At 74.1% G+C, this 21,754-nt stretch carries 21 protein-coding genes and 1 pseudogene; 10 read left to right on the plus strand and 12 right to left on the minus strand.

The window, feature by feature from the left end:
- Positions 1–12: 12 nt before the first annotated feature.
- From BJY14_RS11525 to BJY14_RS11540, 4 genes are read right to left on the minus strand one after another with little or no spacing between them, the layout of a single operon-like run.
- Positions 13–1,218: an ABC transporter permease gene (locus tag BJY14_RS11525; protein WP_179843609.1), complete on the minus strand. Its 1,206-nt coding sequence runs from the start codon at positions 1,216–1,218 to the stop codon at positions 13–15.
- Positions 1,215–1,949: an ABC transporter ATP-binding protein gene (locus BJY14_RS11530; protein ID WP_179843610.1), complete on the minus strand. Its 735-nt coding sequence runs from the start codon at positions 1,947–1,949 to the stop codon at positions 1,215–1,217. The genes BJY14_RS11525 and BJY14_RS11530 overlap by 4 nt, the downstream gene beginning before the upstream one ends.
- Positions 1,946–3,070, minus strand: coding sequence for a peptidoglycan-binding protein (locus tag BJY14_RS11535; protein ID WP_179843611.1), 1,125 nt, complete (start codon positions 3,068–3,070; stop codon positions 1,946–1,948). The genes BJY14_RS11530 and BJY14_RS11535 overlap by 4 nt, the downstream gene beginning before the upstream one ends.
- The gene (locus tag BJY14_RS11540) at positions 3,067–3,579 is read right to left on the minus strand and encodes a hypothetical protein (protein ID WP_179843612.1); all 513 of its coding nucleotides are present in this window, start codon (positions 3,577–3,579) and stop codon (positions 3,067–3,069) included. Before BJY14_RS11540 ends, BJY14_RS11535 begins: the two co-directional genes overlap by 4 nt.
- Before the next feature lie 163 nt (positions 3,580–3,742).
- On the opposite strand from BJY14_RS11540, the gene BJY14_RS11545 reads away from it, so the two are divergent.
- The 4 genes from BJY14_RS11545 (at position 3,743) to BJY14_RS11560 (ending at position 7,216) form a co-directional block, all read left to right on the plus strand.
- Entirely contained in the window at positions 3,743–4,399 is a 657-nt protein-coding gene (locus BJY14_RS11545) for a response regulator transcription factor (protein WP_179843613.1), read from the plus strand.
- Entirely contained in the window at positions 4,396–5,631 is a 1,236-nt protein-coding gene (locus BJY14_RS11550; protein WP_179843614.1) for a sensor histidine kinase, read from the plus strand. Before BJY14_RS11545 ends, BJY14_RS11550 begins: the two co-directional genes overlap by 4 nt.
- 216 nt (positions 5,632–5,847) lie before the next feature.
- On the plus strand, positions 5,848–6,420 hold the full coding sequence (locus tag BJY14_RS11555) for a papain-like cysteine protease family protein (protein WP_179843615.1): 573 nt from the start codon (positions 5,848–5,850) through the stop codon (positions 6,418–6,420).
- A gap of 1 nt (position 6,421) precedes the next feature.
- A complete protein-coding gene (locus tag BJY14_RS11560; protein ID WP_179843616.1) occupies positions 6,422–7,216 on the plus strand; it encodes a hypothetical protein in 795 nt (264 codons plus the stop codon).
- Here BJY14_RS11560 and BJY14_RS11565 read toward each other — a convergent pair.
- Both BJY14_RS11565 and BJY14_RS11570 read right to left on the minus strand, forming a co-directional pair.
- Entirely contained in the window at positions 7,213–8,268 is a 1,056-nt protein-coding gene (locus BJY14_RS11565) for a LysR family transcriptional regulator (RefSeq protein WP_179843617.1), read from the minus strand. The genes BJY14_RS11560 and BJY14_RS11565 overlap by 4 nt on opposite strands.
- Before the next feature lie 108 nt (positions 8,269–8,376).
- Positions 8,377–9,198 (minus strand): helix-turn-helix domain-containing protein, encoded by an 822-nt coding sequence (locus BJY14_RS11570; protein ID WP_312879784.1) that lies wholly within the window; start codon positions 9,196–9,198, stop codon positions 8,377–8,379.
- 305 nt (positions 9,199–9,503) lie between these two features.
- Between BJY14_RS11570 and BJY14_RS11575 the strand changes: the two genes are divergently transcribed.
- Genes BJY14_RS11575 through BJY14_RS11595 form a run of 5 tightly spaced genes read left to right on the plus strand, consistent with a single transcriptional unit; the run spans position 9,504 to position 13,353 of the window.
- Complete coding sequence (locus BJY14_RS11575; RefSeq protein WP_179843619.1) at positions 9,504–10,802, plus strand: ATP-binding protein; 1,299 nt, start codon at positions 9,504–9,506, stop codon at positions 10,800–10,802.
- On the plus strand, positions 10,799–11,233 hold the full coding sequence (locus BJY14_RS11580; protein WP_246395877.1) for a roadblock/LC7 domain-containing protein: 435 nt from the start codon (positions 10,799–10,801) through the stop codon (positions 11,231–11,233). Before BJY14_RS11575 ends, BJY14_RS11580 begins: the two co-directional genes overlap by 4 nt.
- A complete protein-coding gene (locus tag BJY14_RS11585; RefSeq protein WP_179843620.1) occupies positions 11,230–11,586 on the plus strand; it encodes a DUF742 domain-containing protein in 357 nt (118 codons plus the stop codon). Before BJY14_RS11580 ends, BJY14_RS11585 begins: the two co-directional genes overlap by 4 nt.
- Positions 11,564–12,160 (plus strand): GTP-binding protein, encoded by a 597-nt coding sequence (locus tag BJY14_RS11590; protein WP_179843621.1) that lies wholly within the window; start codon positions 11,564–11,566, stop codon positions 12,158–12,160. Before BJY14_RS11585 ends, BJY14_RS11590 begins: the two co-directional genes overlap by 23 nt.
- Positions 12,157–13,353 carry a cytochrome P450 gene (locus tag BJY14_RS11595; protein ID WP_179843622.1) on the plus strand — a complete coding sequence of 399 codons (1,197 nt, stop codon included), beginning with the start codon at positions 12,157–12,159 and terminating at the stop codon, positions 13,351–13,353. The genes BJY14_RS11590 and BJY14_RS11595 overlap by 4 nt, the downstream gene beginning before the upstream one ends.
- On the opposite strand, the gene BJY14_RS11600 is transcribed toward BJY14_RS11595, so the two are convergent.
- Positions 13,322–14,725: an SPFH domain-containing protein gene (locus BJY14_RS11600; RefSeq protein ID WP_179843623.1), complete on the minus strand. Its 1,404-nt coding sequence runs from the start codon at positions 14,723–14,725 to the stop codon at positions 13,322–13,324. The genes BJY14_RS11595 and BJY14_RS11600 overlap by 32 nt on opposite strands.
- A 628-nt stretch (positions 14,726–15,353) precedes the next feature.
- Here BJY14_RS11600 and BJY14_RS45075 point away from each other — a divergent pair.
- Positions 15,354–16,547: pseudogene (locus BJY14_RS45075) on the plus strand (bifunctional copper resistance protein CopD/cytochrome c oxidase assembly protein); the annotation flags it as partial.
- A 50-nt stretch (positions 16,548–16,597) separates the two neighbouring features.
- Here BJY14_RS45075 and BJY14_RS45080 read toward each other — a convergent pair.
- From BJY14_RS45080 to BJY14_RS11625, 5 genes are all read right to left on the minus strand, one after another.
- Positions 16,598–17,926, minus strand: coding sequence for an HD-GYP domain-containing protein (locus tag BJY14_RS45080; protein ID WP_258941472.1), 1,329 nt, complete (start codon positions 17,924–17,926; stop codon positions 16,598–16,600).
- Between the two features lie 10 nt (positions 17,927–17,936).
- The gene (locus BJY14_RS11610; protein WP_179843625.1) at positions 17,937–19,286 is read right to left on the minus strand and encodes an HD-GYP domain-containing protein; all 1,350 of its coding nucleotides are present in this window, start codon (positions 19,284–19,286) and stop codon (positions 17,937–17,939) included.
- Positions 19,287–19,833: 547 nt separating this feature from the next.
- Complete coding sequence (locus BJY14_RS11615) at positions 19,834–20,760, minus strand: NAD-dependent epimerase/dehydratase family protein (RefSeq protein ID WP_179843626.1); 927 nt, start codon at positions 20,758–20,760, stop codon at positions 19,834–19,836.
- Positions 20,761–20,779: 19 nt separating this feature from the next.
- On the minus strand, positions 20,780–21,076 hold the full coding sequence (rsrA, locus tag BJY14_RS11620) for a mycothiol system anti-sigma-R factor (protein WP_179843627.1): 297 nt from the start codon (positions 21,074–21,076) through the stop codon (positions 20,780–20,782).
- The gene (locus tag BJY14_RS11625) at positions 21,073–21,678 is read right to left on the minus strand and encodes a sigma-70 family RNA polymerase sigma factor (protein ID WP_173395830.1); all 606 of its coding nucleotides are present in this window, start codon (positions 21,676–21,678) and stop codon (positions 21,073–21,075) included. Before BJY14_RS11625 ends, rsrA begins: the two co-directional genes overlap by 4 nt.
- Positions 21,679–21,754: the final 76 nt, after the last annotated feature.

Raw genomic sequence — 21,754 nt, forward strand, 5'->3', positions numbered from 1 at the left:
CATTTATGCCGATCAGGTGGCGGCGAGCGCCTCGGTGGGGCTGAGGCGGGACGCCCGGATCGCCGGGTACAGGCCGGCCACCGCGCCGATGAGCAGGGTCGCGGCGACCCCGCCGAGCACCGCCCACGCGGGGATGACGACCGGCCATCCCTGGGACACGGCGTAGCCGGCGGTGACGAGCGCGCCGGCGGCCGCCCCGCCCGCGCCGCCGAGCGCCGACAGCAGCAGCGACTCCGCGAGGAACTGCGTGCGGATCTGGCCGCGGGTCGCGCCGAGGGAGCGGCGCAGCCCGATCTCCGACCGGCGCTCCAGCACCGAGATGACCATGGTGTTGGCGACCCCCACGCCGCCGACCAGCAGCGCGACCGCGCCGAGGCCGAGCAGCAGCCCGGTGAACGCCTCGCCCGCCGCCTTCCTGGCCGCCAGGGCGTCCGACGGCCGCGACACCTCCACCTCGTTCGGCGCCTCCGGGTTCGCGGTCGCGCCCAGCACCTCCCGGACGTCCTCGACGCTCGCCTCCGCCGACCGCGTGTAGATCGTCGTCGGATGGCCGTCGAAACCGAGCCGGTCCTGCGCCGCGGCCCAGCCGACCAGCGCGGCGCCGTCCAGCTCGGGGGCCAGCTCCGCCGGCTCCAGGATGCCGATCACGGTGAACCAGCGCCCGCCGATCAGCACCTGGACGTCCGGCGCCGCGTGCCCGATCCCGAGGCGCCGCGCGGCGGTCGAGCCGAGGACCGTCGCGGGGAAGCCGCCGGTCGCGGCGTTCAGCCACACCCCGCCGCGCAGCCTCGCCCCCGTCGCGGCGCGCAGGTCGGTGCGGGCCGCGTACGCCGAGATCCCGTTGGTCTCCGCCTCGGGGATCTTGCCGGTCCGGTAGACCTTCGCGCCGTCCACCAGCCCGGTCGCCGACACCTCCCGGACCGGGGCGATCCGGGCCACCATGGCCTCCGACTCCAGCGGAAGCTGAGCCTTCTCGCCGGTCAGGGTGCTGCCGGGCGAGACGGTCAGCAGGTTGGTGCCGAGCGCCGCGAGGGCCCGGTCGAGGTCGGCGCGCGAGGAGGAGGACACCCCGACGACCGCGACCATCGCTGCGATCCCGATCGCGATGCCGAGCGCGGACAGGAAGGCCCGCAGCGGCCGGGTCCGCAGGCCGACCGCGCCGACCCTGAGCACGTCGCCCGGCCACAGCCGGGCCGGCTGGAGCGTCCCGGCCGTCATCGCGCCGCCCCCGCCATGCGCGGGCCGTCGCCCGCCGGGCCGTCCCCCGCGGAGCCGTCCGCGGAGCCGTCCGCGGAGTCGGCCACCACCAGGCCGTCGCGCATCCGGACGCGGCGCGGCAGGGCCGCCGCGATCTCCCGGTCGTGCGTGATGACCACGACGGTGGTACCGGCGGCGTGCAGCTCGCGCAGCAGGGCCATCACCCCGTCGCCGGAGGCCGAGTCCAGAGCGCCGGTCGGCTCGTCCGCGAGCAGCAGCGCGGGCTCCCCGGCGACCGCCCGCGCGATCGCGACCCGCTGCCGTTCGCCGCCGGACAGCTCGTGCGGCGCGTGCTCCAGCCGGTGGCCGAGCCCGACCCGCTCCAGCGCCGCCGCGGCCCGCCGCCGCCGCGCCGCCGGGCGCAGCCCGGAGTACAGCAGGCCGTCCGCGACGTTGTCGATCGCCCGGGTCCCCGCCGCCAGGTGGAAGTGCTGGAAGACGAACCCGATGCGGCTCGCGCGCAGCGCCGACAGCCTGGCGTCCGAGAGCCGCCCCACGTCGTGGCCGTCGACGCGGATCTCGCCCGAGGTGGGGCGGTCCAGGGTGCCGAGCATGTTGAGCATGGTCGTCTTGCCGGACCCGGACGGGCCGACGATCGCGACCAGCTCGCCCGCGCCGACGTGCAGCGACACCCCGGCGAGCGCGTGCACGCCGCCCGGGTAGGACTTCCGCACGTCCCGCAGCGTGATCATTTCGGTACCCCCACGAGCGCGCCCTCGGCGATCCCCGCCCCGGAGACCTCGACCTTCCCGTCGGCGAACAGCCCGGTCTCGACCGGGACGTACGACGACGTCCCGCCCCTGACGACCTCCACCCCGAAACCGCCCTCCCGCAGCGCGACCAGCGCCGACACCGGCACCGTCAGGACGTTCTCGCGCCGGCCCGCGGTGAAGCGGACGTCGGCCGAGGCGAGCGCGTAGCGGGCCGCGGCCTTCCGGGCCGCGGCGGAGTCGAGCCAGATCGTGACCTCCACCTTCGTCGCCGGGTCCTCGTTCTGCCCGCCCGGCTCGATCACGGTGGTGACCTCGTCGATCTCGGCCTCGACCGGCCGCCCCTCCGGCAGGGTCACCTCCACCCTGGCGCCCTTCTTCGCCAGCCGCTGGTCGGCGGTGTCCAGCTCGACCGTGACGGCCTGCGTGGTCCCGGTGTAGGTGAGGATCTTCTTGCCGGGCGCGGCGGGCTCGCCCGGGTTGGCCGCGAGGGTCTCGACCCGGACGGGCCCGGCCGCGTACGCGACCCGTCCGACCTCGACGGTCCCGGTCTGCGGCGCGCCGATGTCCTCCTGCCATTCCCGGACGGCCTCGGCGGTGCCCGAGGTGTACTCGCCGTCCACGGTGAAGCCGCCGTAGCCGAGCGCGCTGAGGTTCTTCTCGAACCGCTTCACGTCGGACCCCTCGGTCCCGGTCCGCAGCGGCCGGTAGGACGGCTTGGACCCGTACATCAGCACGACGGGATCGCCGTCGAGCTCGTAGAGCCGGTGGCCGCGGGTGACCTCGTCCCCGCTCTCGGGCAGCCAGGTGATCGTGCCCCTGGCCTGGCTCGTCGCCGTCAGGGTCGGGCCGTAGCCGAGCTGCCCGTCCTCGGTCTGGGTGTCGCTGAGCGTCTCCCTCGCCACCTTCGCCGTGCCGGGCGGCAGGGCCGCGGCCCGCCCGCCGCCCCGGTCCCCGCCGGTGGCGAGCGCCGCCGCGGTGGCGGCGCCGCCCGCCGCGACGACCGCGGCGACGGCCAGAGCGATCCTCAGGCGCGGCCGGCGCCGGGCGCGGCGGCCCTCCCGCTCGGCCGGCGCGCGCTCCGCGACGGTCTCCCCCGTCACTTCCCGCCGCCCTGAAGGACCTTGTCGCAGGCCTGCCGCGCGGTCTCCAGGTCCGGGTCGTCACCGACCGTGTTCTTGTCGATCCGGATGCCGGGCTGGTTCGGGTCGGGGTCCGGGAACTTCTCCACGCCGTTCTTGCGCATGCACGCGGCGAACTCGCGCGCCCGCTCCTGCATCTTCGGATCGGGCGCGCCGGTGCGGTCGGCCATGGGGTTGTACTGCCGGCACGCCTCCATGGCCTTCTCCATGACGCCCTTGTCGCCCTTGGACTGGATCCGGATGCCCCCGCCGGGCTTCGGGTCCTCCATGTCGATGCCGTGCTCGCGCATGCACTGGGCGAACTTGACGCCGCGCTCCTCCGGGCTGAGCTGCTCGCCGCCCTGCTTGGCGCCGCCCTGCTTCGCGCCCCCGTTCGCCGAGGCCACGGTGTCGTCCTTGCCGTCCGAGCCGCACCCGGTCAGGGTCAGCGCCAGCGCGAGCGGCAGCACGGCCAGGATCCTCAGTCGCATGTCTCCTCCTCGTTCCCGGCCGGAGCGGTTCCGGCCGGCGAGGAGCGATGCAACCCGGCGGCGCGTTTCCCCCGCGTTTCCGCTCCCGGGCGTTTCCGGGGAGGCGTTCACTAACGGAAACGAAACACGGCCTCCGGCACCATCGGCGTTCGGAGGAGGCTTCATGAGAGTGCTGGTGGCAGAGGACGAGCGGCTCCTGGCCGACGCGATCGCCGAATGGCTGCGCGACGACGCGCACGCCGTCGACCTGGCCCACGACGGCGCGTCCGCCCTGGAGCGGGTCACGGTCAACGACTACGACGTGGTCGTGCTGGACCGCGACCTGCCCCTCGTCCACGGCGACGACGTGTGCCGCGAGATCGTCCGGGGCGGGGGCGCCGCGCGGGTCCTGATGCTCACCGCCGCCGCGGAGGTCACCGACCGCGTCGACGGGCTCGGCCTCGGCGCCGACGACTACCTGACCAAGCCGTTCGCGTTCCCCGAGCTCGCCGCCCGCGTGCACGCGCTCGGCCGCCGCTGCCGCCCGGCCGCGCCGCCGACGCTGCACCGCGCCGGGATCACCCTGGACCCGGCGCGCCGCGAGGTGTTCCGGGACGGCCGCTACGTGCCGCTCGCGCGCAAGGAGTTCGCCGTCCTCGCCGAGCTGCTGCGCGCCGAGGGAGCCGTCGTGTCCGCCGAGCAGCTCCTGGAGAAGGTGTGGGACGAGCACGCCGACCCGTTCACCGGCGCCGTCCGCCTGACCGTCCTCAAGCTGCGCCGCAAGCTCGCCGACCCGCCCGTCGTCGAGACCGTCAAAGGAGCGGGGTACCGGATCCCATGAGGTTGTCGCTGCGCGCCCGGCTCACCCTCACCTACGGCGGCCTGTTCCTCGCCGCCGGGGTGGTGCTGCTCGGCGCGACCTACGCCCTGTTCGACCAGCAGCTCTCGCGGTCCGGGCCGAAAGTGCTGGCCACCCGGCTGACCCCGGCCCCCGGCACCGCGCCGCCGGCCGGGGTCTCGCAGGAGGCGGCGCAGGCGAGGGTGATGGCCGACACCGACCGCTGGATACGCGACCAGCGCGAGGAGCTGCACGACGCCGCCGTCACCTCCCTGGTCACCCAGGGGTCGATCGCGCTGCTGGTCGTCGGGGGCGCCGCGGCGGGCTTCGGCTGGCTGATCGCGGGCCAGGTCCTGTCGCCGCTGCACCGCGTCACCGAGACGGCCCGCCGCATCGCCGGCTCGCCCGCCGCCGACCGGGGCCTGCACGAGCGCATCGCGCTGCGGGGCCCCCGCGACGAGGTCAAGGAGCTCGCCGACACCTTCGACACGATGGTCGAGCGCCTCGACCGCTCCTTCGACGGCCAGCGCCGCTTCGTCGCGAACGCCTCCCACGAGCTGCGCACCCCGCTCACCCTCGGCCGCGCGCTGGTGGAGGTGGCGATGCACCGCGAGTCGGCGTCCCCGGACGTCCGGCAGCTCGGCGAGACCCTCCTGCAGATCAACGCGCGGCACGAGCGCCTCATCACCGGCCTGCTCCTGCTCGCCCGCTCGGAGAACGAGATCACCACCCGGGCGCCGGTGGACCTCGCGGACGTCGTCGCCCACGTCACCGCGCAGACGGCGCTCGAAGCCGACGGCTCCGGCATCACCGTCGAGACCGACACCGCCGAGGCCATGACGGCGGGCGACGCGCTCCTGCTGGAACGCGTCGTGCAGAACCTGCTGGAGAACGGGCTACGGCACAACACCGGCTCCGGGTGGGTGTCCCTGTCCTGCCGCACCGAGGGCGGCCGCGCCGTGCTGGAGGTCGCCAACTCCGGCCCCGCCGTCCCGCCCTACGAGATCCCGGCCCTCTTCGAGCCCTTCCGCCGCCTCGACGGCGACCGCCTCGTCACCGCCAAGGGCGCCGGTCTCGGCCTCTCCATCGTCCAGTCCATCGTCCGCGCCCACAACGGCACCGTGACCGCCGCCCCCCGCCGGGAAGGCGGCCTCACCGTCACCGTCGCCCTCCCCTCCGCGGACCCGGACCCCGAGACCGAACCCCGCCACGCCCCGCACGCCGCCCGCGCCTAAGCCCGCTTCCGGGGAGAAAGCCGAGTTCATCCGGGCCATAGCGGTTTGTTATGTGCTGCTGGCATTACCCGGTTCAGAGCGCGAATGAGACTTTTATCGCGTTCCTCCGGCCTCTCGCGGCCTCCCCGCCCGGACTCTCCCCCGGCACCGGACGGGAATCGCTCCGCTCCCTCGCGAGAGGCGGTACTGCCTCGCCGGGAGAAAAGGCGGAAGTGCATGAGAACGCGTACCCGACCCGCCCGGGCACGCCGGCGGCTCGCCGCCGGACTCGCCGGGGTGGCGGCGGCCACCCTCGCGGCGTCCACCGGCACCGCCTCGGCGCAGGACCTGCCGATCACGCAGCAGGTGCAGCAGCAGGACCAGTGGTGCTGGGTCGCCAGCGGCCTGACGATCGCCAAGTTCTTCGGCAAGGGCAACGTCAGCCAGAACGACTTCTGCGCCCTCGGGCGCGGCTACCCGCGCGGCAGCTCCTGCCCCAACCAGGCCGGCTACCTGGAGTACGACCAGCGCGCGTTCCAGGCGCTCGGCGTTTCCCCCGGCCAGGTCAGCGGCCCCCTGTCGTCCCAGGCGGTCACGACCGAGATCAACGGTCAGCGGCCGATCCTCACCGGCATCTACTGGACGGCCGGCGGCGGCCACGCGCAGGTCATCTACGGCTACTCCGGCCAGACGGTCTCCTACGGCGACCCGTGGCCCTCCAGCCCCCGGTACGGGGAGATGGCGTACAGCAGCTACGTCAGCAACTACCAGTTCCGCTGGGGCCAGGCCCTGTCCAGGATCGGAGGCTGACATGCGCACGACTGCGAGACTCGCGGCCGGGTCCCTGATCGCGGGGACCGTCCTGATGGGCGGCACCGCGGCGCTGGCCGCCGGGCCGTCCTCCGACGAGGCCGCCGCCGCGAAGGCCGCCGCGTCGCCCGCCGCCCGGCAGCGGCTCGGCGCGTTCTTCGTCCACCTCGACCAGCACCAGCGCGGGCAGCTGGTGACCCGGGCCGTGCCGAAGGCCGCCGCGCAGGCGAAGGCCCCGCGCCTGGAAGGGTCCGTCCAGCGGGTCTACTCGCTGAACCCGGCGTTCGTGAAGGGCGACGGCGGCGCACCCGTCGCGACCTTCGCCTACATGGCCGTCGGCGCGGCGTCGGCGAGCGGGCAGCACGCGACGGTGTGGCTGACCCGGTCCGGCGCGGGCTGGCAGGTCATGAACGTCATCTCCGGGACGGAGGAGGCGGTCTACCCGGCGCGGGCCCAGGGCGGGACGGTGTTCACCGAGCCGCAGATCCACGCGTGGTACCGGCTGAAGGACGGCCGGGTCACCGCGCTCAACGACACCGCCGCGTCGTCGGTCGGCAGGACCGGCGTCACGGTGGCGGCGTACCGGAGGCTCGTGCGCTCCCGGTACGCCGACAAACTCCCGGGCACCGCCTACCAGCGGTCCGGGAAGCTCGGCGGCTTCTCGCCCGCGACCGGCGTCAGCGATCCGGCGCCGGACAGGGGCCCGGCGCCCGCTCTGCTGGCACTGGGCGCGGGCGGTGCGGTGACCGCCGCGGGCGTCGCACTCGTGCGGCGCCGCCGCCAGGGCAGCTACTAGCCGCCCTCCCCCGGGTTCCGGGAACCGCCCCCCTCCCCGGGACCCGTGCCGGCGCCCGTCCCCGCGTCCGCCGCCGGGCCCGCGGGGACGGGCAGCGCCGGGTGCGCCTCGGGATGCTCGTCCCACCAGTCGCCGTAGACGCGCTGGGCCCGGACGAGGTCGAGGTAGACGGCGTCGAAGACGCCGCGCAGCCGGGCCGCCGCCCGCTCGGCCCCGGGTCGCCACATCAGGACGACCCGCTGGCCGAGCGGGTCGCCGGTGATCCGGCGGAACGCGACCCCCTCGCGGGGGGCCGCGGTCGGCTGGTAGATGCCGACGGCGCGCCCGGACCGGATGAGCGAGGCCGAGATCTGCCAGTCCGTCGCCCAGTACCTGACCCGCGGCTGGAACCCGGCCTCGGCGCACACGCCGCGCAGGTAGGCGGGCCAGGGGCCGTCGTCGAGCGGGTCGTCGATCCAGTCGTGGTCGGCGAGATCGGCCAGGTCGACGGTCGCGCCGGCGGCGAGGGGGCTGGAGCAGGACATCCCGACGAGGGCCGGCTCGCACTCGACGAGCACGAACCGCTCCAGGCCGTCGTGCGGCCGCGGCGGATGGTCGACGGGCTCCTGGAACAGCCCGATGTCGAGGGTGCCGGAGCCGAGCAGCGCGGGGATGCGCCCGCCGCCGGGGTCGACGCGCAGGTGCAGCCGCGCCTCCGGGGACAGCGAGCCGAGATGGTCGCTGAGCCGCGTGAGCGCCGGGCACGCCTGCACCCCGACCCGCAGCAGCGGCATGGCGGCCGGTTCGCGGAGCCGGTTCGCGAGCGCGGCGTTCAGGTCGTCGATGCTGGCCAGCGCGGCCCGCGCGCGGGTGGCGACCTCGGCGCCGACCGGCGTCGGCGTGACGCCCTCCGGGGAGCGGACGAACAGCTGCACGCCGAGGTGGCCCTCGACCCGGCGCAGCATGGTGCTGACGGCGGGCTGGGTCAGGCCGAGCCGCGCGGCGGCCTTGCTGATGCTGCCGGTCGCGGCGATCGCCTCGATCATCCTGAGGTGGTGGGGGCCGAGGTCCACGGAAGCGCTCCTGACCGTCTGTACGCCCCGTCCGGTGAATTCAGCCGCATCGTAACCCGGTATCGGTCCGGGCAAAGTGGAAATCCGTGCCAGAGCGCCCGGACCACGTCACCGGGCGGCGCCGTGCCGCCGCAGCTCGCGCGGGCTGACGCCGAACCGCTGCCGGAACGCGTGGCTGAGCGCGCTGGCCGAGGAGAACCCGGTGGCGTGCGCGAGGTCGGTGATGGTGACGTGCCGGTCGAGGGGGTTGCGCAGCCGGTCGCGGACGAGCCGGAGCCGCTCCTCGCGGATCAGCTCGCGGGGGGTGGTCCCGGCGCGCTGCAGCGCGAGCTGCACCTGCCGCAGCGACCAGCCGAGGTCCTGCGCCATCGCGGCGCCGGTGAGCCCGGGGTCGGTGGCGTGCTCGCGGACGTAGCGGCGCACGACCGCCTCCACCTCGGCGAGGTGGCCGGGCGCGGGCGGGCGCTCCTGCCCGGCGAGCAGCAGGCACAGCAGCTCGGTGATCCGCTCGCAGGCGGCGTCGAACTGCGGCTCGCTGAGGCTGCGCCGCTCCTCGCCGACGGCCCGCACCATGTCGGCGACGACGCGGCCGAGGCCCGCGGACAGGTCCAGGCCGGTCACCGGGAGGGCGGGGCCGCCCAGCCGGCCGTCCATCTCGCGGGCCGGGATCGTCATGACCAGCGCGCGGGCCGGGCTCGGCTGGACGACCCGGAACGGCGCCGCGGGCGCGATGAGGCCGCCCGTGCCGGGGCGCAGCCGCGCCTCGCGGCCGTCCTGCACCATGAGCATCTCGCCGTGCAGCGGGAGCAGGAACCGGTAGCCGCGGTCGCGGCGCGCCTGCCCGGGGGTGCGGACGAACTCCGCCCGGTCCGACAGGTACAGCACGAGCCGGTACTCGGCGCCGCGCGGTCCGGACGGCCCGCCGAGCACGTCGTCCAACGCAGGCCCCTCCGCCCCCCGCCCTAGATCACTTGCGGGCGAGCGTAGTAGATCACCGTCCGACGAATCAGCCGAATCCATCGGAAAGTAACGTGATTCAGACGGTGGGTGATCTTGCGATGCGCCCGGTGGCAACTTCTCTGCGCGCGGGCACAAGCGCGCTCCCGCTCACCCGTCCTACGGTGCCGAAACTGCGGCGTATCCGCGCCGTCCCCACCAGCCATGAGGCGGTCCGCCGGGTGTCGCCGACACCGGCCCGGCCCACCTCGCCCGAAGACCCCTGCACCGAGGATCTGATGGAGCCATTCCTCTTGGCGGCGCTCGTCGTCGTGGCGGGCGCCCTCCTGGCACGCCAGCGGCGGGAGACGGCCGACCTCCGCGCGCAGAACGCCGTCCTGGCCCGCGGGCTCGACCTGCGCGAGAGGGAGCTGCGGCACCTCGCGGACGTCCGGCTGCCCGAGCTCATGGAGTCCCTGCACAACCCCGGCGTGCGCGTCACCGGCCCGCTGCACGACCTGGACCGCGAGGCGCCCGCCTTCGGGCAGGCGATGCGGACCGTCACCGAGCTGTTCGCGGGATCCGCCGCGCGCGTCCGGGAACGGGCCGACCTCTCGGCCAAGTCGACGCTGCGCGCGATGATGCGCGCCGTGCAGAGCCTCGCCAACGAGCAGCAGCTCGCCATCTCCGACATGCAGGAGCGCCATGACGACCCGGACGTGCTGGAGGGCCTGCTCCGCGTCGACCACATGAACGCCCAGCTCGGACGGCGCGCCCAGGCCACCGCCGTGCTGTGCGGGTCGTGGCCGGGGCAGCAGCGCTCGGCGTCGTCGATGAGCGACGTGGTGCGCGGCGCGACCTCCCGCATCCGCGACTACCTGCGGGTCAACATGCAGGGGCCGGTGAACGCCGCGGTGACCAGCCGGGCCGTGGAACCGATCGTGCTGACCCTGGCCGAGCTGCTGGACAACGCGGCACGGCACTCGCGCCCCGACACCACCGTCGAGGTCAACTTCCAGTCCACGCACAACGGCGTCGCCATCATGATCGACGACGCCGGGGTCGCGATGGACGCCGAGGAGCTCCAGCGCGCCGCCGACCTGCTGTCCGGCGACGCCTCCGTCGACATCCACCGGCTCGGCGACCCGCCCCGCGTCGGGTTCGCGGTGGCCGGCGTCCTCGCCGCGCGGTACGGCTTCCGGGTGTCGGTCGACACCCGCTCCCCCTACGGCGGCGTGCGCGCCGTCGTGTTCGTACCGTCGACGCTGCTCACCGACGTTCCGGGCGAGCGTGCGCCCGAACCGTCCGCCGCGTCCGGCCCGGTCGCGGAGAGCCCCGCGCCCGCCGCCCTGACCGACCTCCCCGCCACCCCGGGCGGCCTTCCGAAACGCACCCGCGTCGCGGTCGCCGAACGTCCCACCGGGGAACACGAGCCGCCCGCCGAGCCGGACGCGGGGGCGCAGCCGCCGCCGCTCAGGCCGGCCCGGGAGACCGCCGCGGGCCTCGGCGCCTGGCAGCGCGGGACGCGGTCCGGCCGCGCCGCGACGCCGTCCGACGGCGAGGGCCCCGGTATCGAGAGCAAGGACCTGCGGCCATGAACGAGGGATGGAACGGCGCGATGGACGACGGTACGAACCGGCTCGGCTGGATGCTGGACGACGCGCTGCGGATGCCGGAGACCCGCTACGCGATCCTGCTGTCGGCCGACGGGCTGCTCATGGCGCACTCCGAGCGCATCAACGTGGACGAGGCGGAACGGCAGGCCGCGGGCATGGCGGGCCTGCAGTCGCTCGCCCGCAGCACCGCCGAGTTCTGCGGGGACGCCGGCACGACCTGGCGGCAGACCGTGAACGAGTTCGACGACGGGTACGTCTTCCTCGTCGCCGCCGGCCCCGGCGCCTACCTGGCGGTGTCGGCGACGCAGCACGTCGACATGGAGACCGTGTCGTTCCGGCTCCAGGAGCTCGTGCAGCGGCTGGGCAAGGAGTTGACCACCCCGCCGCGGCCGGGCGCGGGCCGTCCCGCATGACCCCGCGCCGCAGCAGGAGGGCGCTGGTCCGCCCGCACGTCGTCACCGGCGGGCGGGCCCACCCCACCCGCAACGTGTTCGACCTCGTCACCCTCGTGACCGCGACCGGCGACCTGCCGCGCACCGGCCTGTCCCCGGAGAAGCTCCGCATCGTCGAGCTGTGCCGCGGCGGCGCGCTGTCGGTCGTCGAGATCTCCGGTCACCTGAGCCTGCCCGTCGGGCTCACCAAGGTGCTGCTGTCCGACCTCGTCGACAGCGGCCACCTCGCCACCCGGGCCGCCGCGCCCGCCGCCCAGCAGTCCAAGGCCCGGCTCCTACAGGAGGTGCTCGATGGACTCCGCGCTCGCCTCTGACACCCCCTACCTGCGCGAGAGCGTCCGGACCGCCGTCAAGATCCTCATCGTGGGGCACTTCGCGGTCGGCAAGACCACCTACGTCGGGACGCTCTCGGAGATCCGCCCGCTGCGCACCGAGGAGCGGATGACGCAGGCCGGGGCGTCCGTGGACGACCTCGCCGGCATCAAGGACAAGACGACCACGACCGTCGCGATGGACTTCGGCCGCCTCACCCTCAGCGACGACCTCGTGCTGTACCTGTTCGGGGCGCCGGGGCAGCAGCGCTTCACCCGGCTGTGGGACGACCTCGCGCGCGGCGCCCTCGGCGCGCTGATCCTGGTCGACACCGCCCGCCTCCAGGAGTCGTTCGCCGTCATGGACATCGTGGAGAAGCAGGGCCTGCCGTACGCGGTCGCCGTCAACCACTTCGAGGGCGCGCCGCGGTTCCCCGAGGCGGAGGTGCGCGAGGCCCTCGACCTCGCGGCGTCGACCCCGCTCGTCAGCTGCGACGCCCGCGACCGCGTCTCCTCCACCGAGGCGCTCATCTCGCTCGTCGACCACCTCCTCACCCTGGACGGGGAGCAGCCATGACCATCGACCGCACGGCGCCCGAGCGCGTCCCGCTGTACGGCCCGGAGTTCGCCAAGGACCCGCAGGCCGCCTACGCGCGGATGCGCGAGCACGGCGACCTCGCGCCCGTCGAGCTGGCGCCGGGCGTGCCGGCGACGCTCGTCCTCGGCTACGACGCCGCCCTGGAGATCCTGCGCGACCCGGCCACGTTCCCGCGCTGCAGCGAGGTGTGGGAGGAGGAGGTCGGCCCCGAGTGCCCGGTGCTGCCGATGATGATGTCGCGGCCCAACGCCCTGTTCACCAACGGGACCGTGCACGCCCGCCTGCGCTCGGTGATCGTCGACAGCATGGACCGGGTCGATCCGGTGTCGCTGCGCGAGGACGTCGAGCGCAGCGCCGACACCCTCATCGACCGGTTCTCCGGCGACGGCAAGGCCGACCTGCTCGGCCAGTACGCGCGCATGGTGCCGCTGCTGGTGTTCAACGAGCTCCTCGGCTGCCCGCCCGAGATCGGCGACAAGCTCCTGCGCGGCATGAACGCGATCTTCGACACCGTCTCCGCCGAGGAGGGCAACGCGCTGCTCGGCGAGGCGGCCGGCGAACTGGTCGCGAGCAAGCGCGCCAATCCGGGCGCGGACGTGACGTCCTGGATGCTGAGCCACCCCGCCGGGCTCGACGACCTGGAGACGATCCACCAGGTCATCCTGCTGATGGGGGCCGGCACCCAGCCGGAGCAGAACCTCATCGCCAACGGCATCCTGCTGCTGCTGTCCGACGACCGCTTCGGCGGCGACCTGTCCGGGGGCGCCCTGCCCGTCGAGGACGCGCTCGACGAGATCCTCTGGACCGACCCCCCGATGGCCAACTACGGGACGACCTTCCCCCGCCAGGACATCGACTTCCACGGGTACCGGCTGCCCGCGCACCAGCCCGTCCTGGTCAGCTACGCCGCCGCGAACACCGACCCGTCCCGGGGGATCGCCGACCGCCGGGGCAACCGCGCCCACCTGTCCTACGCGGGCGGCCCGCACACCTGCCCGGTAAGGAGCCACTCCCGGCTCATCGCGTCCGTCGCGATCGAGAAGCTCCTCGACCGGATTCCCGACGTGGAGCTGGCCGTCCCCGCGGAGCACCTGGAGTGGCGGCCGGGCCCGTTCCACCGGGCCCTGACCGCCCTCCCGGTCACCTTCCCTCCGGACCAGGTCCTTCCGTAGCGGCGCGCAGCGCGCCGACGACGGCGGCGAGCTGCGTGACCAGGCCGGCAACGCCGGTCTGGTCGACGCCGTTGACGGTCACGGTGCGCAGCTCGTCCGGCTTGGGCAGCTTCGCCATGATCTCCGGCAGCGCCGTGATGAGCCGCGCCTGGACGGCCGCGGGCGTCCGCTCGTTCTCCAGCGCGGCGCGGGCGGCGTCCCGCTCCAGGTCGAGCAGCGCCTGCTCGTGCCGCGACCGGGCCCGCAGTTCGGCCACGGCGGTCTCGCCCTCGGCGCGCAGCCGGGCCAGCTCGTGGTCGCGCTCGATGCGCAGCCGCCCCGTCTCGGCCTCCTCCTCGTGCCGCTCGCGCTCCATCCGCAGCGCGTGCCGCGTCGTCTCGGTCTGGAGCTCGGCGAACTCGCGGGAGTCGTCGTGCTCGCGCCGCGTGCGGCGCAGCTTCTCGGCCGCCTCGGTGTCGAACAGCTGCGACTCGTTGCGGGCGCGCAGCTCGGCGAGCTCGCGCTCGTGCTCCAGCCGCTGCGTCTCCTTTATCCGCGCGGCGGCCATCTCCCGCTGCGCGACGGCCTCCTCGGCCTCCAGCTCCGCCAGCCGCGCGATCTGCCCCTGCTCGGCGCGGTAGGGCTTCTGCAGGTTCTCCCAGAGCCGCGACGAGCTGACCACGGCCTCCTTGATCTGCACCGTGACGATCCGCAGGCCGAGCCCCTGGTCGCTGTTGTCCTCGCCCTCGGCGACCGCGCGCAGCCGGGCCGTCAGCTCCTCGATGATCGGCTGCTTGTCGCTGAGGACGTCGCGCACCCCCATCGTGGCGACCTTGTCCTTGATCGCCGCTTCCGCCTGCTCGCGGAGCTGGAGGTTCACCAGCCGCATCGGGTCGTCGCCGCCGAAGTCGAGCTTGCGGTAGGCGGTGCCGAAGTCCTGGATGATCCACTGCACGTAGCCCTGGACGAGCACGCCCTGCAACTCCCGGCAGATGCAGTACGCGTTGATCAGGATCGTCTGCGTCGCGCCCGGCACCACGAGGAAGGAGTCGGTGGACGGGTTGAACCGGAACGACACCCCGAGGCCGATGTGCAGCGGCTCTTGGCGGCCGCGCCGGGTGTGCACGACGAACGCGTTCGGCGGGACGAGCACGTTCTTCCAGCGCCAGAACCCGCTGACCCGGACGTCCACGGGCCCGGGGCCGGGACGGTCGGCGGGCGCCGTGCCGCCGAGCGCGCGGTCGCGCTTGGCCAGCGGTCCCGGCGCCGGGGCCGCGCCGACCGCGCCGGGGGGCGGCGGTGGGCGGCGCTTGGCCTTCAGGTCGTCCTCCAGCACCGCCTGCTGCGCGACGACTTTGTCCAGATAACTGTTGCCCTGGTCTGAGGCGCTCATCTCGCTCCCCCGGAATTCGGTGTGGCCGACACATTAATGAACCTTTTGCTTGGATGTGTGCGTATTTGCGGTCGTGGTGACACGCGAGGCGACGGCAATGCGCGAAGAGGAACGGCGGGAAGCGGCCCGGACGGACCTTCCGATGCTCGCGATCGGGGCCGGGGCGATCGCGCTGGTCGTCCTCGCCCTCGTCGTGCGGGCCGGCGGCGCGTTCAGCGAGACCGCGGCGCCGGGGCTCTCCCAGGCCGGGGCCCTGACCAAGGCCGGCCTGGTGACGGCGCGGCTGGGCGGCGACGTCGCCGCCGTCCTGACGGTCGGATGGCTGCTGGTCGCGGCCGTGTTCGTGCCCGGCGCGCCCGCCGCGCGCAGGTGCCTGCGCGCCGCGTCGCTCACCGCCACGGCCTGGGCGGCGTGCACGCTGGCACTGATCGTGTGCACCGTCCTGGACCTGTTCGGGGTCGGCCCCACCAAGGTCACCGGCGACATGATGCGGACGTTCCTCGTCGAGCTGCCGCAGGGGCGGGCCCTGTTCCTCGTCCTCGCCGCCACGATCGCCGTGTCGGTCGCGTCGAGCCTCCCGCGCGCCGCCGACGGGGCCGGGTACCTGCTGGCGGGCGCGCTCGCCGGCATGCTGCCGCCGCTCTTCACCGGGCACGCCGCGAGCGGCGCCGACCACGCCCTCGCCGTCTACAGCCTCGTCGCCCACATCGCGGGCGTCGCGCTGTGGACCGGCGGCCTCGTCGCCCTGGTCACCCTCGCCCCCGCCGTCGGCGACCGGCTCCCCCGCGTCGCCGAACGCTACAGCGCGCTGGCGCTGGCGTCGTTCGCCGTCGTCGGCGCCAGCGGCGCGGTGAACGCCTGGGTGCGGCTCGGCGGCCCGCACCTCGGGTCGCGCTACGGCGCGCTGGTCGTCGCGAAGGCCGCCGCGCTCGCCGTCCTCGGCGCGATCGGCTGGTGGCACCGGCGCGCCACCCTCCCCGCCCTGCGCCGCGGCGGCGCGCGGCCCTTCCTGCGGCTCGGCGCCGTCGAGATCCTCGTGATGGCCGCGACCATGGCGCTGGCGACCGGGCTGTCCCGCACGCCGCCGCCGGAGGTCGCGCCGGGCTCGCTGGACGTCGTCGCGCTGCGGCTCGGCTTCCCGCTGCCCGGCCCCGCCGGGGCCGGCCCGCTCCTGCTCGACTGGTGGATCGACCCGCTGTTCCTCGTGCTCATCGCCGCCGGCGCCGTCCTCTACGGGACGGGCGCCGCGCGCGTGCGCGACTGGCCGTGGCGGCGGAGCGCGTCATGGGCCGCCGGGCTCCTCGTCGTGCTCCTCGCCACCTGCTGCGGGATCTCCCGGTACAGCATGGTCCTGTTCAGCGCGCACGCCGCTCAGCACGTCCTGGTCGGCCTGGTGGCGCCGGCCCTGCTGCTGTACGGGGCGCCTCTCCGGCTGGCGCTGGAGGCGACACGCGGCGAGGGCAGGGCATTGCTCGCCGCCGCCGCCGGGAGCCGGGGACTCCGGGTGCTCACGGACCCCGTCACCGCGTCGGTGCTGCTCCTGCTCGGCCTCTACGCGTTCCCCAGGTCGCCGCTGCTCGGGGCGTCCCTCGGCAACCACGCCCTGCACTCGCTCGCGCTGGTCGTCTTCCTGGTCGTCGGGCTCGCCTACTTCCACGGGACGGCCGGGACGCTGATGCCGTTCGCGCTCCTGCCGCTCCACGCCATCGCCGGGATCGCCCTGACGCGGGACGGGACCGTCCACGGCGGCTGGTACGAGCACCTCGGCCGCCGCTGGGGCGCGCCACCGCTGGACGACCAGCACCTCGGCGCCCTGCTGCTCTGGACGGCGGCCGCCGCCGTCACCCTCGCCGCCGCGGCGGCCCACGGCCTCTACTGGCGGGGCCCCCGGTCCACGACGCGGCTGAGCGCCTCCACCACCGTCGGGTCGTACTCGGAGGCCGAGTCCAGCCGCAGCCGCTCCAGCACGGCGGCGCCCCGGTCGCGGTCGGCGGAGTCGCCGACCAGGTCGTCGTAGGCGTTGGCGACCTTGATGATGCGGCCGGCGAGCGGCGGCGGGATCGGCCGCTGCCCGTCGTCGCCGGACGGCTCGCGTCCCGTCCGGTAGGGGTGCGAGGACAGCTGGACGATGTGCGCGACCCGGTCCAGCACCCCGGTCTGCTTGATCACCTCGGCGCCGAGCTCGGCGATGCGGCGCTGCTCGGCCGGGGACGCCAGCACCGTCGCGCCGCCCGGGATCGGGTCGCCGAGCGACAGCTGCCCGATGTCGTGCATGAGGGCGGCGTACTCCAGTTCGAGCAGCTCCTCCTCCGACATCCCGAGCTCGCGCCCCATCGCCACCGCCAGCCTCGACACCCGGTGCGAGTGGCCCGCCTCCACGTACCCGCCGACCTCGGTGACGCGCGACAGCGCCCGGACGGTCTGCAGGTAGGTGGCGCGGATCCCGGCGTAGCGGCGGAACGCGAACTGCGTCACCAGGATCGGCACCGTGAAGATCAGCAGCGCGGCCTCGCCCATCGCCGTCGTGGCGACCGCGATGAGCATGGCGGTCGCGCTGGTCGCGGCGCACAGCGCCATCTTCGCGTCGACCTCGTCGCGCAGCGCGATGCCGAACCGCGCCCGCACGGCCTCCGCGCGGATCATCGCGGCGATCAGCATGTCGGTGAAGCAGGACAGCACCACCACGAAGCACATGACGGCCAGCAGCAGCTGCCAGGGCAGGTGCAGGGACAGCAGCGGGCGGAAGCACAGCGCGACGACCGCGACGGTGAACAGCCGCCGCGCCATCGCGTCGGGCCGCGCCGACCGGCCGACCGCGACGTGCGGCAGCGAGCCGACCAGCATCCCGGCCGCGGTGACGGCGACAACCTGGAGCGCGGAGTGCCCGGCGGCCACCACGCCGAGCGGCGCGTCCGGCGCGGCGCCCTCCGGGCCGACGCCGACCAGCAGCGCGTACCCCATCGCGCCGGCGCTGGCGATCGGCGCGACCTCCCGGTTACCCGGCATCACCATGCGGAACAGCTCGCCCAGCGCGATCAGCACGCCGAAGATGACCGCCACGTCGGGCTGGCGCAGCCCGACCGCCGCGACCTCGGCGATGGCGACGATCACGAACAGCCCGGCGGTCGCGATCAGCAGCAGCTGGCCGGAGTCGATGGTCTGCCACGCGGCCCGGTCGCGGGCGCGCGCCTGCCCGCTCACCGGTGCCCCGTCACTGGCGCACCCCGTCGCCGCCGGCGATGCGCAGCGGCGCGCTCGGGTCGTCGTGGTCCTGCTGGGTGGTCTCGACGACGTCGTCGTCGGGCAGCACGACCGGCCGCGGCGGCTCCCAGCCCTCCCGCTCCAGCGCCCGCAGGAACGCCTCCACCATCGCGGGGTCGAAGTGGTCGCCCATCCCGCGGCGCAGCTCCTCGACGGCCTCGTCCTTGGTGCGGGCGGCCCGGTAGGAGCGGGTCGAGGTCATCGAGTCGAACGCGTCGGCGACGGAGATGACCCGGGCGAACTCGGGGATCTCGTCGCCCGCGAGGCCCATCGGGTAGCCGCGGCCGTTCATCTTCTCGTGATGGTGCATGATGCCGGCGAGCGCCTCGTCCAGGAAGCCGATCTCGCGGACGATCTCCAGCCCGCGCATCGGGTGCAGCTGGATCGCGGCGAACTCCTCCTCGGTGAGCGAGCCGGACTTCTGCAGCACCTTGGTCGGGACGCCGAGCTTGCCGACGTCGTGCAGCATCCCCGCGTACCGGATGGCCTCGACCCGGTCCGCGCGCATCCCGATCTCCTGGGCGATCATCACCGAGCCGCGGGAGACGCGCTCGGAGTGGCCGCGGGTGTAGAAGTCCTTGGTCTCGACCGCCTGGCACAGCGCGGCGAGCGTCGCGGCGTGCGCCTGCTGCTGCGCGTACGCCTGGTCCATGGCCCAGCGGGCGATGAACAGCGGGAGCAGGACGAGCACGGCCGCGAACGGCCCGACCCGCGGCCACAGCCCGGCGATCAGCAGGCCGACCATGCCGTAGCCGAGGCAGCCGACGGCGAGCTGGCCGCTCTCGCGCAGCAGCTCGCGCGGCGCGGCCTGCCGGCTGAGCAGCAGCACCCCGGCCATCAGCGCCAGGTTCACCAGGACGAAGGCGACCAGCGCGCCGAGGAACGGCCCGATGACGTTCTCGACCCAGCGGGCCTTCTCGGGGTGGAAGCGGTCACCGTCCAGGAGGTTGAACACCGTCCCGGCCATGAAGCCGCTGAGCGCGAACTGCGCGCCGTTGAAGAGCCGCTTGACCGGTGCGAGGATCCGCTGACCGGTGACCAGGGCGCACAGGCCGAGCAGCGCGGCGCCGACCGGGCCGAGCAGCACCACCGACGCCAGGCTGGCGGCGAAGCTCAGCGACACCCTGGCCCGCGTGATGTTCAGCCGCGCGGGCGCCGAGTCGCAGACCAGGAACAGCAGCGCCAGGACGGCGAGCTTCGACCAGTCGAGATCCGTGAAGGACGACGTCGCGATGAGGCCCGCCGCGAGCGCGACCACACCGCAGACGTACGCCCAGGCAGCGAGAGGTAGTCCACGCATTGCCGCCCCTCGGGGAGTGACGAGTTGGCAGGCCGCCACCGGGCTCACATGTGCCTGCCGGCACTAGACCCAGGACACGCCCTTGGTCATCATCAGCGACGACGACGACGGGACGCTCGGGCGCCGCCCGTGTCCATGCGGTGTCACGCGCTTGAGCATGGCTCCTTGCCTCCCCCCAGCCGAACCGGGCCGACCGGCCTCGCGGCCGGCCACCGGGACCGGTGCGGTCCAGGTCTCCCGGGCGAGCACGTACCCCGAATTCCTCGGAGTGCACGCGCTCCGTCACTGATTTCGGCATAAGCCTAACGCGGACTGCCCAGGTCACACAGGCGTGCAGGAAAACGTGAGCAAAGCGTGAACCAATCGTCACCTTAGGTGATCAATTGTCCTGGTTGAAAATCCAATCATCGCCACACTATCCGGCCTGCACAAACCGGGTGCACAAACCGCCTGCACAATCTGAATGCACGTGCATCCGCAAATGCATCAGCGAAATTGAATAAAGGTCGGCGAACGCGGCCCCGAAGCTTTAGGGAGAGTGGACCAATCAGGTGCGGGGCGTGTTCCGTTCCCGCGCCCAGGCGACCGTCTCCGCGAGCCCTTCGGGCAGGCCCACCGCCGGCTTCCAGCCGAGCGCCTCCCCGGTCCGCCGCGGGTCGACCGCCATCGCCGGCAGGTCGCCCAGCCGGGGCGGCGCGAACTCCGGGTCGTCCGGCGCGCCCGCCGCCTCGGCGACCAGGGCGTGCAGCTCCCGGTCGGTCGTCTGCAGGCCGGTGCCCACGTTGAGGCGCAGCCCGCCGCCCGCCTCCCCCGCGGCGCGGGCGAACGCGTCGACCACGTCCCCCACGTAGACGTAGTCGCGGGTCTGGGTGCCGTCGCCGAAGACCCTGGTCGGACGGCCCGCGAGGAGCGCGTCCGTGAAGATCGAGACGACCCCCGCCTCGCCCTCCGGCGTCTGCCGCGGCCCGTAGACGTTCGCCAGCGTCAGCGTCGTGAAGTCGATCCCGTGCAGCTGCCGGTACATCCCGGCGTACACCTCGCCGGCGACCTTCGAGGCCGCGTACGGGGACGCGGGCCGCAGCTCGGCGTCCGGCGGGACGGGCAGCGCGTCCGGCACCCCGTACACGGCGCAGCTGGAGGTGAACACGACCTTGCGGGCGCCCCCCGCCCGCGCGGCCTCCAGCACGTTCGCCGTCCCGACCACGTTGGTGCGGGCGTCGCCCAGCGGGTCGCCCACGCTGACCCGCACGCTCACCTGCGCGGCCAGATGGAAGACCACCTCGGGGCGGCGGGCCGCGGCCCGCTCGGCGAGCGCCGGGTCGGCGACGTCCATCTCCCACAGCTCGACCCCGGAACGGACGTTCGCGCCGGAGGACATGTCGTCCACGCCGATGACGTCGTGGCCGTCCGCGAGGAGCCTGTCGACGAGATGGGACCCGATGAATCCGGCCGCGCCGGTGACGAGTGTCAGCACACCGGAAAGATACCGGGGGTCAGACGTTCTCCGGCTTGCCGGCGCCTCCGGACGTCTGGATCTCGCCGCAGATCTCCTCGATGCGGCCGAGCACCTTGGCGCGCAGGTCGGTCGGGGCCTGCTCGCACCCGCACGACTTGTTCACGAGCTTCTTGACGGCCTCTTCGAGGCCGTACTCGCGCAGGCACGGGCCGCACTCGTCGAGGTGCTGGCGCACCTCGCCGCAGCCGCCCTGGTCGAGCTCGCCGTCGAGGTAGGTGTACACGCGGGCGAGCACCTCGTCGCAGGGCGTGTCGTGGTGGTTGCCGCAGCTCATGTCGACCCCCTGCTCGCGCGGGTGAGCCCGCGCTCGTCGGCGTAGTCCTCAAGCATGCCGCGCAACTGGCGCCGGCCGCGGTGCAACCGGGACATCACCGTGCCGATGGGCGTGCCCATGATCTCGGCGATCTCCTTGTAGGCGAACCCCTCGACGTCGGCGAGGTAGACGGCGATGCGGAACTCCTCGGGGAGCTCCTGCAGCGCCCGCTTGACGTCGGAGTCGGGCAGGTGCTCCAGCGCCTCGGCCTCCGCCGACTTCAGACCGCTCGACGTGTGCGACTCCGCACGCGCGATCTGCCAGTCCTCGATGTCGTCGGTGGCCGCCTGCTGCGGCTGGCGCTGCCGCTTGCGGTAGGAGTTGATGAACGTGTTGGTCAGGATCCGGTAGAGCCAGGCCTTGAGGTTCGTCCCCTCCTTGAACTGGTGGAAGGACGCGAACGCCTTGGCGAACGTCTCCTGGACGAGGTCCTCGGCGTCGGCCGGGTTGCGCGTCATGCGCAACGCGGCCGAATACAACTGGTCCAAGAACGGGAGCACGTCGCGCTGGAAGCGCTCCTGGCGCTGCTCCACGGTCTCCGCGGTGCCCGGTACCTGACCCACCCCCTCGGCTCTGGCGCCCGTGGCCTGGACCGGCCTGGCGGCGCCGTACCCCTCAGACGATATCGACCCCTCAGAC

This window comes from Actinomadura luteofluorescens (genome assembly GCF_013409365.1).
Taxonomy (GTDB): domain Bacteria; phylum Actinomycetota; class Actinomycetes; order Streptosporangiales; family Streptosporangiaceae; genus Spirillospora; species Spirillospora luteofluorescens.